Source organism: Rhodopirellula sp. P2 (assembly GCF_028768465.1).
Taxonomy (GTDB): Bacteria; Planctomycetota; Planctomycetia; order Pirellulales; family Pirellulaceae; genus Rhodopirellula.
In genome coordinates this window covers 3299707-3317716 of the sequence record NZ_CP118225.1, presented here as the reverse complement: position 1 = coordinate 3317716, position 18010 = coordinate 3299707, and the positions used below count along the sequence as shown (strand labels likewise).

The window sequence follows — 18010 nt, the reverse complement described above, 5'->3', positions numbered from 1 at the left end:
TTGTTTTGCCGACGCTTTGGTGGCAAGACATCGCTCACTTGGAACGTTCCATTTTAGCTGGTTCAGGCACGGGGATGTCAGTCAATAGACGCTGAATCACAGAATCCGTGTCCATCCCTTCGGCTTGAGCCTGGAAGTTGGTCGCGATGCGATGCCGCAACACCGGAAGGGCAATCTTTTGAATGTCGCTGGGCTCCACACTGAAGCGTCCGTTCATCGCCGCAATGGCCTTGCCACCCGCAATCAGGTTTTGTCCCGCCCGCGGCCCCGCCCCCCAATCGACCAACTCACGCACATACTTGGGGGCCGATTCGTCGGTGGGGCGAGTTGCCCGCACCAACTGAGCGGCGTAGCGAATCACGAGCGGTCCCGCCGCAATGCTGCTGACCAATCTCTGACAATTCAAAATCGCTCGCGCCGAAAGGATCTTGTTGACCGACACCGATTCGCCTCGCGTCGTCGCCGTCAGAATCTTCTCTTCCTCCTCCGCCGAGGGATAATCGATTTTGATGTTGAACATGAACCGGTCGAGCTGCGCCTCGGGCAACGGGTAGGTTCCCTCCTGCTCCACCGGGTTCTGCGTCGCAATGGTGAAAAACGGGTCGGGCAGCGTGTGGGTTTCTCGCCCCACCGAGACCTGGCGTTCCTGCATCGCTTCCAGCAACGCCGCCTGGGTCTTCGGCGGCGTCCGGTTGATCTCGTCGGCCAGCAAAATATTCGCGAAGATCGGGCCCTGGACAAACCGGAAACTTCGCCGCCCCGATTCATCCTCTTCCATCACCTGGGTGCCGGTGATGTCCGAGGGCATCAAGTCAGGCGTGAACTGAACCCGCTTGAACGAAACATCCAAGATATTCGCCAGCGTGCTGACCATCAAAGTCTTCGCCAGCCCCGGTACACCCTCGAGTAAACAGTGCCCTCGCGTAAAGATGGCCGCCAGCAACTGTTCGATCGTGTCCGTTTGGCCCACAATGACCTTTGCCAACTCATCCCGCATCTTCTTTTGGTGTTCCGAGAACTCTCGCAACACGTCTGCCAAATTGCGGGGCTTGGACGCGTCACCCGAACTCGCACTTGACGCTGCAGTGCCTGCAGCGGGGTTCATCGGTGGAGGGGTCGGAACCGAAGGATCAGCCATGAATCACAGTCCAAATCACATTGTTTCGAGTCGCACGGGTTGCTTCCGCATGAGTCACATTCGCGGTGTCTTGGATCCAAACCAATCCAGCCGAGCGATCGCGTGCGGGAGTCAACGCAGTTTACGCCTTGCAGCGAACAAGCGATATCGGTGTGCAATCATCGCAATGCTGTGCGCATTGACGCTGCTTGCCGGCGCGGCTCAACGCTGCATGGCACAAAACAATCCCGGACGCATCGATGCCCCCACGGTTCAACGAGCGATTGATCGCGGGGTCGAATACCTTCGCAAATCACAAACGGACCGGGGAGGATGGGATGAATACACAGGCCAATCCTGCGGGCTGTCGTCGCTCTGCACGCTGGCTTGGCTCAACGCCGGTGTGTCTCGCAATGATCCCGACATGCTTCGAGCCCTGCACTACCTCCGCCGATTCGAACCCACCCAGACCTACGCGGTGAGTTTGCAAACCCTGGTTTTCTGTCACGTCGGAGCCCTCGAAGACCTTCCCCGAATCCGCCGCAATGTCGCTTGGTTGACCGCCCAACAAAAAGCCGCCAACTCAAGGAATCCAGGGGCCTGGAATTACGGGGACCAAGCCGGGCAGGGTGATCCCTCCAACAGCCAGTTCGCTTTGCTGGCGCTCGGGGAAGCGGTCAATCGCGGTGTCGAAGTCGACCCCGCCGTGTTCCAGAGAGCCCAAGCCTATTGGCGGAACCTCCAATTTCGCCGCGGTGGTTGGCCGTATCGATCCGATGACCCGACCGGCAGCATGACCTGCGCCGGCATCGGATCCCTGCTGATCGCTCAAGACGCATTGAGCACGCTCGACCACGACCAAAAAGCACTGCGGTGCTGCGACGAGGAATCAGGCGACCCCGGGATCGAAAAAGGCTTCCAGTTCCTGTCCCAAATCTTCACCGTCGAAACCAACCCCGGCAGCACGCTGTCGAGCGATTTCTACTATCTGTACGCGATCGAACGAGTGGGACGTCTGTCCGGCCGCCGCCTGATCGGTGGGCACGATTGGTATCGCGAAGGGGCGGAACACCTGGTCGGCCTACAAGATGCCTTCCGTGGATTTTGGAATGGGTCGGGCCCCGCAGAAAGCAAACGCGACGTCGCCACTTCGTTTGCTCTGCTGTTTCTCTCCAAAGGCAAACGGCAAGTCGTCGTTGGACAACTGGATCATCCCTCGCTTCGAAACTTGGGCGCGAACAACACCGCTTCCCTCCCGTTTTCAACATCGCTCAAGCAATTGGTTCGACACGTCGAACGCGATTGGTCGCAAGAACTGACCTGGCAAACCATCCAGGCCGACGGCGCGACGGTTGCAGACCTGCTGCAAGTGCCGGTGATCGTCATTCGCGGATCGCAAAGACTTCAGTTCAGCAACGAGCTGGTCGCGACACTGAAACAGTACATCGACCAAGGTGGCACCATTCTGTTTGATGCTCTCGGGGGCGATGGTTGCGGTGATGCCTCGGGGTTCCAGGACAGCGTGATCGACCTCAGCCAACGCTGGTTCCCTGGCAGTCAGCTTGAGCGATTGCCCCCATCCCATCCGGTTTGGTTTGCCGAACGACCGGTCGACCCTGCCGCCATCGGCCAAGACTACTGGGTCTACGGAGTTGGGGCGTGCTGCCGAACGCCGGTGTTCTATTCACCTCGCAGCCTGTCGTGCCGATGGCAACACAGCGGCCCTTTGCTTCGCAACGCGGACATGCCCGCAGCGATCCGACCACAAATCGAAGCGGGGATCTCGATCGGTGAAAACATCATCGCTTACGCCACCGGCCGTGAACTGAAGAACAAACTGGACGCGGCATCGATCGTGGATGGCTCGATCGCACCGCCGCCCACGCGAGGTGCCATTCCGATCGCCGTGGGTGCTCTCGGTGCCGGCGAGAAACAAGTCCTGCGCGCACTCCCCAACGCCGCGACCCTGATTCGCGAAAAGTTGGCGATTGAAGTCATCGCCGTGAACGACCCGATTGAACTGACCGAGGAATCACTGGCCCGCGTGGGAGTGCTGTATCTGCACGGGCAAACGGCAGTCGACTTGAAACCATCCGAGCGTGATGCCCTGCAAGCGTTTGCCTCGCGAGGCGGCATCATCATCGCCAGCCCCATCTGCGGCAGCGAAGCCTTTGGGAACTCCATCCGCACCCAACTCGCCGGGCTGTTCCCCAGCGAATCATTCGAGCCGATGGAAAAAGAGCATCCCGCGTGGACAACTCGCTATGGCGGCTATGACCTCAGCGACGTCACGATTCGTCGCCCGAATCAAACGGGCGAACGGCAGAAGAATCAAACCCTCCAAATCAGCCGCGTGCGATCGACACCGATCGTCGACCTGCTGTCAGTCGACGATCAAGCGGCGATCTATTACTCGCCGCTCGATCTCAGCTGTGCACTGGAGTCACAAAACTCGGTTCAGTGTCCCGGATACAACACCGCGGACGCCGCCCGAATCCTGGCGGGCTTGGTCCTCTACTCGCTCAATCGCTGAGCCGTTGAGGAGTTCGCTGGGCTGATAAAAATGTTGGCAGGGTGGTGAGTGTGCGAACCGAATGCAACTCATTGAAAAAGTTAAATTGACAATGGAAAAATGCAAATTGATGCGATTTCATCCACGCATTCCGGCATTTTACAATTGTCCATTTGCACTTTCACTTTTTCAATCGCGACAAACGCCGTATCAATACCATTCGTCGGAAACCGCTCAAACCGCCTGGTTGATTTCATCTTCATCAGCCCAGGAAATGGCTGATGTCAACATCGCCAGGAGATCGCCCCTTGGACCACTTCAAGAATGCAGGCGAGCGAAGTCACGGACGTCTTCTTCGATCGCACGCAGGCGATCTGACAGCTTCACATCCGCGGCATCCAGATCTTGCGACTCGGCCGCTTCCAAGCGGGTGAAGACATAGAACTTCACTTTGGGTTCGGTGCCGCTGGGGCGAACCGCGACGTAGTTGCCGTCCATTTCCAAATCCATGATGACCAAGTTTCCACTGGGGCCTTCCAGCGGCGAAGTCGATCCATCAGCAACGTTCAAAATGGTTGCACTGCCGTAGTCTCGGACCTGAGCCACTGCGATTCCGCCAAGTGACGTCGGCGGCTCCGCACGGAACGCTTTCATCAAGCCTTGCATCGCGGCCATCCCTTCGCTGCCTTCCATGAAGACATTGATCAGATTTTCGCGGTGCATGCCGTGCTTGCGGTACAAGTCCCCCATGTACTCATGCATCGACTTGCCCTCGGCCTTCAACTTCGCCGCCAACTCACCCATCAACATGCAAGCGACCGCGCCGTCTTTGTCGCGGGCGTAGGTGCCGACGAGGTAACCGTGAGATTCTTCGCAGCCGTACACGAAGTCTTCGGGCCCTTCGCGGTCCATCGCCTCGGCGATGTACTTGTATCCAACCAGCAAATCGCCGACGCAGCGTGCCCCATGGGACTCTGCAATCCGGCGAACCAGCTCCGTCGTCACCAACGTTTTGATGACGTAAGAGCGATCCGTCAGCTTGCCCGCTTTGGCGGTTTGCTCCAGCACATAGTCGGCCAACAATGCCGCGATCTGGTTCCCGGTGAACGTCCCCCATTCACCACTGGAATCGGTCGTCAGCGGAGCCGCCACACCCAAACGGTCACAGTCGGGATCGGTTGCGAGCACCAAGTCGTACCCGCCTGGCCGCGCCGTCTCGATCGGGGCCTCGAAGACAGCCGGGTTTTCAGGGTTCGAAACGTGCCCCGGTACATTCGGGAAATCGCCACTCTTTTCGCGGTGGCCTTCGTACACATCCACCTGCGTGAAACCATCTCGCTTCATCAGCGGGATCACGGCTTCTTCGCCGACACCATGCAGCGGCGAATAAAGCACTTTGACATCACGTGGACCTTCGAAGGCACACTGCGAAGCGGCGTCCAAGAAGGCCGCGTCGATCTTGTCGGTCACCACTTCGATGCGTCCATCCGCCAGCGCTTCTGCAAACGGAGTCACGCGAATTTCTTGGCAGCTCATCACGCGATCGATGATCGCTTTGTCGTGTGGTGGCAAGACTTGGCCGCCCGTGGACCAGTAAACCTTCACCGCATTGTCGCTCGGCGGGTTGTGGCTGGCCGTCACCATGATCCCGCAATCGCAGTGCAAGTATCGCACGGCGAAGGACAACTGCGGAGTCGCCCGATAATCATCCAGCAGATAAACCTTGATCCCGGCTGCCACCATGATGCCGGCGCACAATTCCGTGAAATGGCGGGATTTGTGCCGTGTGTCGTAGGCGATCGCACACGAAAGCTGCTTCGAACCGCCGTGATACTGGACGACATAGTCCGCCAACCCTTGTGCGCTTTCGCCGATCGTGCGGTCGTTGATCGCGTTGGAACCAATCTCGTACATCCGTCCGCGACGACCGCCCGTGCCAAACGGAATGACCGTCCAGAAGACATCGTCCAGCTTTTGCCATTTCCCGTCTGCGATGTGCTGCAACGTTTGATCGCGATAGTCGCGGTACCGATCCTCGGTCAACCAAGCTCGGATGTTTTCCACCGCCCCCGCGGTCAATTTCTTTTCCTGGCAAGCTTGATCAATCGCAGCCAAGGCTTCATCAACGGTCAGGGAAGGGGACGAGGCGGAGTCAGAACCAGAAGTCATGATGAAATCGCACCGGGGATAGCGGGGAGACAGGTCGGATCAGTGGGCCCAGATTCTACGCCCCAACCGGCGGCCTCACCACCTAACGTCCGCTCGATCCGGCCACCCATTCCCCGGTCGTTTTTTGCCCCCAACCGAGATCATCTCCGACCTTCCAACACCGCCTGTCGTGAGTGCCGCAAGAACGAGTGGACCTGGCGGGGTAACCCGACGCGCGACGGCTTGTTGATTGAATCAGCCGGAACGCGATAGCGTCCGGTTCGTCTCCAGTAACCGTGGGCTTCCGCCCAATGCCATCTACTTTAGAACCAACCGAGGGGATTTTGTTAGCGGAACGGCGCAAGCCGTCCGGTAAATCGTGGGTGTTTTCCGGCGCGTCACCGGACGGCTCGCGCCGTTCCGCTACAAAGTAGATGGCATTGGGCTTCCGCCCGTCGGCTGATCCTTCGATCTGAGAAACGTAGTAAATCAACAGTCTGGTGAGCGAGGGACTCACAGGCCAGCTGCAATGGCACGCGATCCCTCGCTAACGCTTCGGGTTGGGATTCAACAAACAGGCCGGTTGGCGAGGCTCGTCAGCGAAGCCCACGCATGCCCCACGCATGCCCCACGCATGCCCCGTCCGGGGCGACCATCTCGGTTCCGCGATCCGTCTCGAGGCTTCCGCCCCGAGCTACGAAAGCCGGCCCCGTCCGGGGCGAGGATCGCCGCCAAACCATCCCTCGGTTCGTGCCCCGTCATCGTCTCCACCGCCCCGGATTTTGCAATTTACAATTTGCAACTTCACTTTTTCAATTCATCCCCAACGCATCGCCCGCCGCCTGTCGCCGCTCCGCGGCTTGCCAAGCAAGGGTGTCACGATCGAGACCTCGGGTTGAAAACCCGAGGCCGACAACCGTCAATGCTCCGCGGTTGTTGGATCCCCCGACGCGCAAAACCAGTCGCGGAGCGACGACAGTTGTTTGTCGCCCTCCCCAAACGCACCCCCGGTTCGCGTCCCCGTACGATGGGCTTCCAAGCCCGTCGAAATGCCCCCGACGCGTCGCGAAGCACGGCAACCAGGCCCACGCGGCACTAGGTCAACCAGCCCTTGCGATACAGGTAGTACAGCAGACTCAATGCGAGAACCATCATCACAGAAAGAGCGAACGGGTAGCCAAAACTCCATTCCAGTTCGGGCATGTTCAGCGGCGACGCCTTCTGATCGAAGTTCATCCCGTAGATCCCCGCCACAAAACTCATCGGGATGAACAACGTTGCGATGATCGTGAGCACTTTGATCACGTCATTGTTCTTTTGCCCCAGCAACGCGAAATACAATTCGCGAAGTTCGCCACAGGTCTCGCGGTCCGTGTCCGCCGCCTCCATCAATTGCCCGATGTGATCCTGGCAATCGCGAAGATACAAACGCGTGTCATTGGCCAAGATGCCGTCGCCTTCACGAAGCAGCATCCGCAGCGCGTCCCGGTGTTGTTGAACCGTCTTTCGAATCGCCAGCAGATCCGCGCGGATGTGGTGCAAATGCATCGGCAGATTGTCATTGTCGTTGTCCTGCAACAACTCTGCCATTTCAGAAAGATGACGCTCGTAACGATCGATGATCGGAAAATAACCGTCGATGATCGCGTCAATGATCGCGTAAACCAGGTAATCCGCCCCCCGATCTCGAATGCGTCCCATCGCCCGAGAGATCCTTTCGCGGACGGGATCCAGGCAATCCCCCACGTGCTCTTGGATTGTGATGACGGTGCTGCCAACCAAGAATACGCTGACCTGTTCGGTTTGAAACCCATCGTCGCCAACGGGCATCCGAGCAATGAAGAACAACGTTTCGCCGTAACGCTCCATCTTGGCGTGCTGGTCCATCTGAACCACGTCTTCCAACGCCAGCGGGTGCAAACCAAACCGACGCCCGAGCGAACGCAGCACCTCCATGTCGCGGATGCCGTGCAAATCGATCCAAGTCACAACGTCCGGATTGGCCGGGTCGTCGCTGTCGATCGACTCGACGACCTCGTTCAAATGCGTCCGCCCGTCGTACTGAATCACCCGAATGTGACTGGGGACGGTGTCCTTCTTCTTCGACGACACATCGCTCGACATATCGCCGGGGACGTTTCCAACCTTGGCACGTGACCGAGCCCAACGCGGCCGATGCACCCGAAGACGCTGTGGCAACTTCCCGGGCAACGCGCCCATCGCCACCAAAAAATCGCGTTTACGCGGCGTTGATTTGTCCGTCTTCGCTGACATCTTCGAACCGAATCGAGACTTGTTTGCTGACCCCGGACTCTTGCATCGTGACACCGTACAACGTTGTCGCCGCGGTCATTGTTTTTTTACTGTGTGTCACGACGATGAACTTGGACTGATCCAAGAACTCCGTCAACACGGTCACGAAACGGCCAATGTTGGCTTCGTCAAACGGGGCGTCCACTTCGTCCAGCACACAGAACGGGCTGGGACGATACTGGAAAATCGACATCAACAACGCGACTGCGGTCAACGCTTTTTCACCACCGGACAACAACGAGTTGCTGAAACTCGGCTTCCCAGGCGGCGTGGCGACAATCTCCACGCCCGCTTCCAACGGGTCGTCCGAATCTTCCAGGATCAGGTCGGCGTGACCACCACCAAACGACTTGCGATACAGCTTTTGGAAGTTGATCCGAATGGCTTCCAGCGTGTCCAAGAACAACCGCCGTGAATCCGCGTTGATGCGTGCGATCACTCGCTGCAACGAATCTTTCGCGGCCGTCAGGTCTTGATACTGACCATGCAGTTCGTCGTAGCGAACTTGCAACTCGTTGAGCTCTTCCAACGCTTCCATGTTGACCGAGCCAACGTTTTGAACCTGGCCTCGCAGACGACTGATCTCTTCATCGACCGAGGACCGGTCTTCGATTTCGGCCAACTCCTCGGGAGGCTCATCGTTCCGCAAGTCGATTTGGTAATCCTCGGCGATGCGGTCCGCCAGCGTGGTTTGTTTCAGCTCCGCGGCATCGCGAGCCGAACTGATCGTCGCAACAGCCTCAGTTGCTTTGGCGACGGCTTTGATGGCCGCCTGCGATTCAGTCTGGACGCGGCGAGTGGCCTCGCGTTCCCGATTCGCTTCGGCTGCCAAGACTTGCAGCTTGGAATCAGCTCCTTCCATCGCGATCATCAGTTCGGCCAAGCGATTGTCGGCTTCCAAGATTCGCGTTTCGATCTCAGTGATCCGCTCTCGTGTTCGAGTCATCGCATCGCGAACCTCCTGATTGGCGGCCTCACGTTGGCTTTGATCTCGCCGGGCGACGTCCGCGGCGATCGTCAATGATTCAACACGTTGTTCGCTGCGAGCTGCCTCGACAGAAATGCTCATCGCCTCCGATTGCACTTCGCGAAGTTGCTCCGACGCGGCCGTCAGCTGCAGATCGATTTCAGCTCGCTGTGTTTCCAGCGTCTCGATTTCCTGCTTGCCCTCTTGGATTGAAAGTGCCAATTCACCGTCTTGTTGCTGGGCGGTTTGCAGCAACTCCGCATGCGACACCGAAGTTCGCTTCAGCTCGTCCACCGACGCCTGACGAGCAGCCAATCGCTCCGCCACATGGTGCAACTTCGCTTCTGCGGCAGCGTGTTCGGTGATCCAATTCCGCATCGCTTGCTCGTGCCGTCCCAGCTCCGCGGCTTCGCTATCGACGACGCCGGTCAACCGGCCAGCTTCTTTTTCGGCCTCGGCGATTTGATAACTGTAGTGCTGCATCTCGGACTTCGCCGCGGCCAACTCGCTGCGGCGGCTGACCAAACCGGTTTCACCACCGGGAGGTCCGACCACGCTGGATCCATCGTTGTCCAGCAAGTCCCCCGAGGCGGTCACGAACCGCAAACCGGCCGAGGACAGCTTTCGCAATCCGATTGCCGTGCCCAAGGTATCGACCAGCCACGTGTTGCCGAGCAGGTGCCGAACCAACGGTTCCAGCTCGACTTCGCAATCGATCATCTTGTCGGCGCGACCGATCACGCCGGCCAACCCGTCCAAGCGAATCTTGTCGCCGGGACGTCGATTGGGAAGCTCATCCAATCGAATGATTCCGACTCGTGTGCCAATTTTGATTTCACCGCGACTGATCGCATCGCTGACCGAGCCACCGCGAACAATGACGTATTGGCTGCGAGGTCCCAGCGCCGCATCGATCAGCGGAGCGACTTGTCGATCAACCGAGAAACAATCCGCGACAATGCCGACCAAATCCTTTTTCAGTTGAGCATTGCTCATCCGCAAAACTTCGCGAACACCGCCGCTGACGCCTTCTTGTTTTTGCTGCAGCTCTTCCAGCACGCGAGCCCGCTCGGTGATCCCCTGCAGACGAATTTTCAGCGACCCGATTTCTTCCCGGCGCCGTTCCAACACTCGCCGCGTCTCACGCACTTTCGCGTCCGCGATTTCGACTTCGCGTTGAGCCTCGGTGATTCGTTTTTCCAGTCCCGAAACATTGCGAGCGACTTCGTCATGATCCCGCTGGGCCGTCTTCAGCCCCTCGTCCGCCGTGACTGAATTGCGAGCGATCTCCTCGAGCGCCCGAGTTGCCTCCCGCATCTGCTGCGCCACCCGGCCGCGGTTGGCTTCGTGCTCGGCCACACGGCGAACGGCCGCCAAATGATCGCGTTGCAGATCATCTCGCGTGGTTTCGATGCGATGAACCGTGGCCTGTTCCGCGTCGCGTTTCGCCGCGATCGCTTCCTTCTTTTCTTGAACCCCAGCCAACTCGGTTTCGGCGACTTCCAATGCCGCGATCGTTTTTCGCAAGTCGGCGATCGCCGACCCCGCCTCGGTTCGCATCGCTCGCAGGCGGCGATAGTGGCCGACCAACGTTCGACGTTGTTCGACCAAGGTCGTTTGATCGGATTCGCGGCGTCCGTCGATTCGAGCGATCTCACCGGAAAGTTCGCTGCGACTTTGCTCCGCTTCACGCGCCGCTTCGGCAATCGTCTGCAATTGCATCTCCGCCGCTTGCCGCTGTTCTTCCAGCGATTCTCGCAGGGCGTCCGCCTCGCGATGTTGACGCTGGGCCGTTTCCAATTTCGCGGTGGCGTCGTTCAGCTCGGCTGACAACGTCATCCAATCGGTCCAGGCCACCACCGTCCGAAGCTCTTTCAAGCGGTCGCTGGCTTGGCGGTAGCGTTCCGCTTTTCCAGCTTGGCTCTTCAGCGTTTTCAAACGTGTCGCGACTTCGTCAACGATGTCACCCAACCGGGTCAAATTCGTTTGCACACGTTCCAGTCGACGCTCAGCCTCCACCTTCTTGGCCTTGAATCGACTGATCCCGGCGGCTTCTTCGAAGATGGCCCGCCGATCTTTGGCGTTGGCCTGCAACATCCGATCGACTTTGCCCTGCTCGATCAAACTGTAAGCGTCGATTCCGATCCCTGTCCCGCGAATCAGCGCTCGGACATCCTTCAACCGGACGGCCTGATGGTTGATCAGGTACTCGCCTTCACCGCTGCGATACACCCGCCGGGTCAGGTGGACCTCCGGCGCATCGATCGGCATTTGACCGCCGGTGTTGTCGAAGATGATGGTCGCTTCCGCTGCACCTGCGGGCCCGCGGGTTTGCGATCCTTTGAAGATCACATCGGACATGTCCTTGCCGCGAAGACTCTTGGCGCTTTGGCTCCCCAAAACCCATTTCATCGCATCGACAATGTTCGATTTCCCGGACCCGTTGGGGCCCACGACGACCGTGATGCCATCGGGGAAATCAAACCGCGTGCGATCCGCGAAGCTCTTGAAACCGGCCAGCTCGAGTGCTTTGAGCATGAATGATTGTGTTGCCGGGAGCGAATGAAAAGGAAGACGACGGATGGGTGAAACGTTGTTTCGACGCCTCAAGACTAGCCAAAATGCTGGCAAAATCCTAGTTCGATCACGTGAAACGGGCCACAATCCTGAGCATCAAAAAAGCACCCCAAACGCGCAAACAACCAGAATCAACAGCCCGGCGACCATTTTGCCCACCGTCCCGGTCGTTCGCCCCCAAAACGCCGCCTGCCCGATCCGCCAGCTGTCCCGCCAAGTCTTGCCATCATTCCACTCAGCGAACATGGCCCCGGCGGTGGCTCCCAATCCGCCAAACAAAACGGCAGCCAGAACCGGGCCAATCACAGGAATGGGCAACCCCACAATGCCGCCCACAATCGCCCCCAGGATTGATCCCACAATCGCCATCAGAGTGGCTCGGCGACTCGCCCCCGCCCGACTGGCTCCCATCGCCCCCGCTAAAAACTCGACCAGTTCACCCACCAATCCCAGCACAAATGCGATCGCCAGCGAAGCCACCCCGAGCTGCCAACGCCCGGTTTCAGGCCCCAACCACACGTAAAACGCCATCAACGCAATCGCCAACCAATTCCCAGGCAATGCGACCAGGTTGAGCAACCATGCCAGCGTGCAAACCAGGATCAACCCCAGCCCCAAGGCGACGACACCAATCGGCATCATCACGTCGCGAATCATGTCGCGGGCCCAGACCAACGCACCGCTGAGGCGTGCCCAAAAACCACCGCTGGCTTCTTCCGCGGCCTGCATTTCCGAGCGAACTTGCGAGACGTCCGTCGAGGTGGACAGGCGTGCCGCCGGACTGGAATCCGCCACCGTGGCAACGAGAGTCTGCGGCGGCGAAATGCCCCCGACCTCCGCAAAGACGACAAAGTCCGCCCCCCGGGCTTGCCCCCAAGACAACAGTGTCGCGGCGAGCAACCATCCAATCTGCAGATCGATCATGCGGTGAAAACTGTCGGAAGATTTGAAGTGGAGCGGCAATTTGAACACACCCGCGTGAACCAAACCCGGTAATTTCCGGTCTCACTGGCGAATTGGGAACCCGCCCTGCCTAGCTCCCCAAACGCTCGGGCGAGCCAAGAAGCGACTGCAAAACTGTGGTTTCTTGTTTTCCCAAACGCTAAGATGGAGCAACTTCGCAGCCAACTTTCTGACTCGAGGAAAGGACTGACGCAACAATGAGCGGACGGGTTTTAGATACCAACGTGTTGGTGCTGAATCGCTTTTACATGGCGATCCGCGTGGTCAATGTTCGTCGAGCGTTGACGCTTTTGTATCGCGATTGCGCCGAGGTCATTGACAATGAAGACGGGCAATTCACCGGATACGACTTCGACAGTTGGTGCGAACTGAGCCAATTGGCTTCGGATCAAAAGCAACCGGAAGATGAATACATTCAAGCCGTTGGGTTTGAAATGAAGGTCCCTCGAATCACGCGACTGACGCGGTTTGATCGGATGCCGGCTCAAACGGTCCGGTTCAATCGCAAGAACCTGTTCGCTCGCGATGATCACACGTGTCAATACTGTGGCAAGGCGGAACCGACTCATAAGCTCAGCCTGGATCACGTCGTGCCACGCTCCCATGGCGGTGGAACCACCTGGGAAAACATCGTCTGCTGCTGCCTGCGTTGCAACGGTCGCAAAGGCGGCCGCACGCCACAGCAAGCCCGCATGAAATTGCTTTCACGACCGGTCAAACCACGGTTCAACCTGCTGATGACGCATTCGATGGATGACCCACGCTACGCGTCCTGGAAGACGTTCTTGCACGCCGCAAAATAGGCCGTTTGGTGAACGGGCAATCACTCAGCCACGGCAATGCATTGGCGTGGTGCCTGGGCTCCCCGTGCCCCATTTGTCTGGCGAATCGTCAGACTCACCGAAATTCGCACGATCGTGTTCCAACGTTGCCGGCGGCAGCGGCACCCACCTGAAAATAATGAATTGCTCGACAAACATTTTTCGGCGTGGTTATACTCGGGACATCATCGGACACGACCCCATCGGACCCGAATCGGAAGCATTGCTTATGTCCTACGACGACAACCCCACATCGCCCGTTTTTCGCATTGATGTGTCTGCGGAAACAGACGCTGGAGTGCCGGTTTCCAATGAGGAACTGACGGTTGGGTTGCTGCGTCAATTGGTCGTCAGCCAGCAGCAACAAACCAAATTGCTGACCGAACTGGTGCAGCAAAACGCGGCCATGCACAAGCAACGTGCGGGCGAATTGCAGCAGTGGAAAGACGCCAACCCACAATTGTCGCGAGCCTGTCGCCGAGCCGCCGAAACACTCAGCGAAGTGCAAACCGAATTCCTGCAAACGCTGACCGAAGAAATCGACGATTCGGGCGACCACTTGGTCGAAGGCGAATACATGCTGAACGAATTCATCGATCGCTTTGGCCCCCGAATGGCTCATTTGAACGGCATTTTGCAGGTGCTCGCTCAATTGGGAACCGGCGAACCGATCGCACAGCAACAACAACAGTGAATCATGGAATCGAGAGTTGATTTTTGAGCCGCTGAAAAATTCTGCGGCTCGGATCACAAGTGGACTTTCAAGAAATTGAATCGTTCGCTAACCTCTCGCCTTCTCGGACGCGAAGTGTCTTTCCCAGACGTTTCAACGCGTCCAGAATCTGCTTATCGGGGCGTAGCTCAGCCTGGCAGAGCGTCTGGTTTGGGACCAGAAGGTCGCACGTTCGAATCGTGTCGCCCCGATTTTCTTTTGCCGCGGGCAGCCTATCTTGCAGGCTGCCGCTCTTGGCAATCCCCGTCCGATGAACTTCATCCTGACGGCACGCTGAAATCAAATTTGCGGCTCAGATTCTTTCTTGCGCCCGACGATTCACGCTCACTCCTGAAGCTTGCTCCAACCAAGTGAACCAACGCCTGCGTCTTTTCAATGACCAGCTCGTCTCTATTTTGTGAGAAGCCATTTTTTGAAAGGAAAGCCATGAACCAACCCCTCCCCAAGCACCGCCACTTCATCCAACCCCTCCCCAAGCACCGCCACTTCATCCAACCTCAGGCCAACGTCTTTCCACCGACGAGCCAACCGCTGCCGCCGGCCCCTCAACCAGCCACCGCGACTCCTGGCTGCGGCGAGCCTCAACCGACAACGATCTCGACCAAGACCGATGCACAGCCATTGCCTGCCAGCGGCGATCGCCAATCGCTGCCCATCGCCATCATTGGCGCTGGCCCCATCGGGCTGGCCGCCGCTGCCAATCTGATCCAGCGCGACCAAGAATTCATCCTGCTCGAGGCGGGTCCGCGAATCGCTGCCAGCATCTGGGAATGGCGACACGTCCGCTTGTTCACCCCTTGGTCTTACCTGATCGATCCTGCTTCCAAACGGATCCTTCAAGCCGATGACTCGTGGCAAGCTCCCGATGACAACGAAGTTCCTTTTGCGAAGGAGTTGGTGGAACGCTACTTGGATCCGCTGGCGGCGGACGAGCGGATCGCCTCCCGTTTGAAACTGAACCATCAAGTCACGTCGATCTCTCGCGATGGACACGACCGAATGAAAGACGGCCATCGCAACGAGGCTCCCTTTTTGATCGTGGCTGACACGCCTGCCGGCCCCCGCCGCTTTCACGCTCGCGCCGTCATCGATGCGTCCGGCACCTGGAACACACCCAATCCAATGGGTGCCGGCGGGGTCGAGGCAGATGGCGAACATCAGTTCCAAGACCACATCCGCTACGGCATGCCCGATGTGCTGGACCGTGAACGAGAACGCTACGCAGGCAAACGTGTGCTGGTCGTTGGCTCTGGGCACTCCGCCACCGGTGCGGTGCTGAGCTTGGTCGAACTGGCCAACGAATCCCCCGAAACCATGATCGCCTGGGCCGTTCGCCGGACCAACCCCGCCAAGCTTTGGGGGGGTGGCAAGGCGGACGAAATCGAAGCCCGAGGTGCACTGGGAACTCGCGTCCAAGCGGCGGTCGACAGCGGCAAAGCCACTTTGCTGACCGGACTCTCGATTGGTGCCATTCGCGAACACCAGGACGGGTTGGAGGTTTTCGACGTCCATGGTGTGTCACAAGTCATCGTCGATGAGATCATCGTCGCGGCCGGATCGCGGCCCAACCTGAACATGCTTCGTGAACTTCGCCTCGAACTGGATGCCTCCACCGAAGCGACCCAAGCACTGGGCCCATTGATCGATCCGAATCGCCACAGCTGCGGATCGGTTCCGCCTCATGGAGCAGCGGAACTGAAGCACCCCGAACGAGGGTTCTACTTGGCCGGCATGAAAAGCTATGGTCGGGCGCCGACGTTTTTGATGCGGACCGGGTACGAACAAGTCCGCTCCATCGCAGCCGAACTGGCCGGTGACCACGAAGCCGCTCGAAAGGTTGAGCTCACCCTGCCATCGACCGGCGTTTGCTCCACCGATTTGGCATACCAAGAACCAAGCGGCACGTGTCAATCGAGCGCCTCCGACAAACCGAGCGAACAGTGCGAGTCCGGTTCCCAATGCTGCTGAACCGACGTGGCGTTGGCTGCGACATGGTCGTCCGGATGTCATTGAATTCAGTTGGCTCACGCCAACTTCCACCCCCGATCGACACCTCCGTTTTTCGCGAGGGGAACGGCGTCCGAGATCCATACGAGAACCGATGAATACGGAAAACACATCACCGGGGGGGGCCCACGACGGCTGAGATCTGGAGATTGTTCGGGGATCAGCTCCGAGCCTTGTTGATCCAACGGGCTCCCAATGCGCAAGTCGCAGGGAAAGCGTGCTGGTGGTGCGTCAGCATCAAAGAGGAGGGGCATCCCGATCGCGGAAGCGGTCAAGACTTTCGGGATTTCGTCAAGCAAGTCGAAACTCTTGACGAGTTTCGCTACCCTATCAATACCAGTGCTTTTCTCACGTACACGGATCGTGTTTTGAGCCACCGCGGCGAGGGTAGAAGCCCATGGCGGATCGCGGTTTCCCATTTGTGTCGCCCCTTTCTCGCCCAATCATTCAGCTGGTCACTCGAATTCTCCGGCTGAGACAACGCCCATGGTCAAATCCTGCCGAAGCTGCAAGCGCCCGCTCGACCCCAATCGCGACTGGATCGAAAGGTTCTTGGTCGAAGGTGCACCGGCCCCACCGGAATCCCGAGCGACCAAAGCGGATTTGCGACAAGCTGTCGCAGAACGCGACCATCTGCTGGGCCAATTGCACGCCATGGCCCTGCGAATGCTGGCCAAAGAATTGTCGATCGCAGCCTCCCCCTCACTGAGCGATGACCGCACTCCCTCGCAAATCCACTCCGATATGCAGCGTTGGATTCAAGCTCGTGAACGAACGGGGTGAACCCTCGTTTGCAGAGCAGAATCCCGCGGATCCCACGCCCGCGGAGTCGAATTCCAGCCAATCTGGCGCGGCTGTTGCTACAACGGCTACGACTCTTGCACCTTGTTGATTCATGCCGGCGCGGTTACACCAGAATGTTTCGGTTCGATCGTTCCCAGGCAACTTCCTGGAACCCCCTCGACGGAGAAGTGACATCCGATGGCGAAAACCCTAGTCGACTGCGGCAACTGCGGCCCCGATTTCAATGCCATTCGTCAAATGGTGACCTCAAACTTTGACGCCTCCGTGATGCAGACACACGGCGTTGAAGACACAATCGAATTGCTGAAGAAGCGCGAGGTGGACCTCGTGACAGTCAACCGAAAACTGGATCGCGACTACTCCGATGGGTTGGACGTGATCAAGCAAATCAAATCCGACCCGGATCTGGCCAAGATCCCCGTCATGCTGGTCACCAATTATGACGAGCATCAAGAAGCGGCCATGAAGGAAGGGGCCGAACGCGGGTTTGGAAAGCTCGAAATCGGTTCGGACAAAACTATCGAACAACTGAAGCCTTACCTGGTGGACTGAGTTGGTGGACACACCTTATCGAAAAATGCTGGCGGCCAAGATTCACCGCGCCACGGTGACGGGCGCCGACGTGAACTACGAAGGCAGCTTGACCGTTCCGCCGGAACTGCTCTCCGCTGCCAAGATTCATCCGTACGAGTCACTCCATGTTTGGAATGTGACTCGCGGCACCCGCTTGGAAACCTACGCGATCGAAGGGTTGCCAAACTCCAACGACGTGTGTGCCAACGGCGCGGCCGCTCACTTGATTCGCCCCGGCGATCACGTGATCTTGGCCGCTTACGCGATGGTCCCCGAAGCCGATGCAGCCAGCCATCAACCGCGGTTGATCTTCGTCGACGATCACAATCAGCTGTCTCACACCGGCCCCGAGATCGCAGGTCCCCACCTACGCTCAGACGCTGACGCATCGCAGCCAGATGCCCACGACCCACGCTTGGCCAACTCCCCCACCCAAACGCCTGACGGACAACCGCTCGCCGAAGGCTGCTAGGGA

The 18010-nt window shown here is 58.5% G+C and carries 12 protein-coding genes and 1 tRNA gene; 8 read left to right on the top strand and 5 right to left on the bottom strand.

Translation table 11 applies throughout. The annotated features are described in order from the left end of the window. Positions 1–34: 34 nt before the first annotated feature. Positions 35–1030 (bottom strand): AAA family ATPase, encoded by a 996-nt coding sequence (locus tag PSR62_RS11700; protein ID WP_274408217.1) that lies wholly within the window; start codon positions 1028–1030, stop codon positions 35–37. Between the two features lie 19 nt (positions 1031–1049). Between PSR62_RS11700 and PSR62_RS11695 the strand changes: the two genes are divergently transcribed. Further along, positions 1050–3650, top strand: coding sequence for a DUF4159 domain-containing protein (locus tag PSR62_RS11695; protein ID WP_338020165.1), 2601 nt, complete (start codon positions 1050–1052; stop codon positions 3648–3650). A gap of 297 nt (positions 3651–3947) precedes the next feature. Here PSR62_RS11695 and PSR62_RS11690 read toward each other — a convergent pair whose 3' ends face one another. The 4 genes from PSR62_RS11690 to PSR62_RS11675 all read right to left on the bottom strand — a co-directional run bounded on the left by PSR62_RS11690 (position 3948) and on the right by PSR62_RS11675 (position 12558). Then, positions 3948–5798, bottom strand: a complete 1851-nt coding sequence (locus PSR62_RS11690) for a phospho-sugar mutase (RefSeq protein WP_274407911.1) — start codon at positions 5796–5798, stop codon at positions 3948–3950. Positions 5799–6872: 1074 nt separating this feature from the next. Beyond that, a complete protein-coding gene (corA, locus tag PSR62_RS11685; RefSeq protein ID WP_338020192.1) occupies positions 6873–7997 on the bottom strand; it encodes a magnesium/cobalt transporter CorA in 1125 nt (374 codons plus the stop codon). 19 nt (positions 7998–8016) lie between these two features. Beyond that, positions 8017–11595, bottom strand: a complete 3579-nt coding sequence (smc, locus tag PSR62_RS11680; protein ID WP_274407909.1) for a chromosome segregation protein SMC — start codon at positions 11593–11595, stop codon at positions 8017–8019. Between the two features lie 135 nt (positions 11596–11730). Further along, the gene (locus tag PSR62_RS11675; RefSeq protein ID WP_274407908.1) at positions 11731–12558 is read right to left on the bottom strand and encodes a DUF456 domain-containing protein; all 828 of its coding nucleotides are present in this window, start codon (positions 12556–12558) and stop codon (positions 11731–11733) included. 236 nt (positions 12559–12794) lie between these two features. Here PSR62_RS11675 and PSR62_RS11670 point away from each other — a divergent pair, with 236 nt between their 5' ends. The 7 genes from PSR62_RS11670 to panD all read left to right on the top strand — a co-directional run bounded on the left by PSR62_RS11670 (position 12795) and on the right by panD (position 18007). Then, positions 12795–13400, top strand: a complete 606-nt coding sequence (locus PSR62_RS11670) for an HNH endonuclease (RefSeq protein WP_047813342.1) — start codon at positions 12795–12797, stop codon at positions 13398–13400. Positions 13401–13647: 247 nt separating this feature from the next. Further along, positions 13648–14112: a hypothetical protein gene (locus tag PSR62_RS11665; RefSeq protein ID WP_047813343.1), complete on the top strand. Its 465-nt coding sequence runs from the start codon at positions 13648–13650 to the stop codon at positions 14110–14112. Between the two features lie 156 nt (positions 14113–14268). Then, positions 14269–14342: transfer RNA gene (locus PSR62_RS11660), tRNA-Pro, on the top strand. 235 nt (positions 14343–14577) lie between these two features. Beyond that, a complete protein-coding gene (locus tag PSR62_RS11655) occupies positions 14578–16119 on the top strand; it encodes an NAD(P)-binding domain-containing protein (protein ID WP_274407907.1) in 1542 nt (513 codons plus the stop codon). A 525-nt stretch (positions 16120–16644) separates the two neighbouring features. Beyond that, the gene (locus PSR62_RS11650) at positions 16645–16941 is read left to right on the top strand and encodes a hypothetical protein (protein WP_274407906.1); all 297 of its coding nucleotides are present in this window, start codon (positions 16645–16647) and stop codon (positions 16939–16941) included. 198 nt (positions 16942–17139) lie between these two features. Beyond that, a complete protein-coding gene (locus PSR62_RS11645; protein ID WP_047813347.1) occupies positions 17140–17514 on the top strand; it encodes a response regulator in 375 nt (124 codons plus the stop codon). Between the two features lie 4 nt (positions 17515–17518). Next, positions 17519–18007: an aspartate 1-decarboxylase gene (panD, locus tag PSR62_RS11640; RefSeq protein WP_274407905.1), complete on the top strand. Its 489-nt coding sequence runs from the start codon at positions 17519–17521 to the stop codon at positions 18005–18007. Positions 18008–18010: the final 3 nt, after the last annotated feature.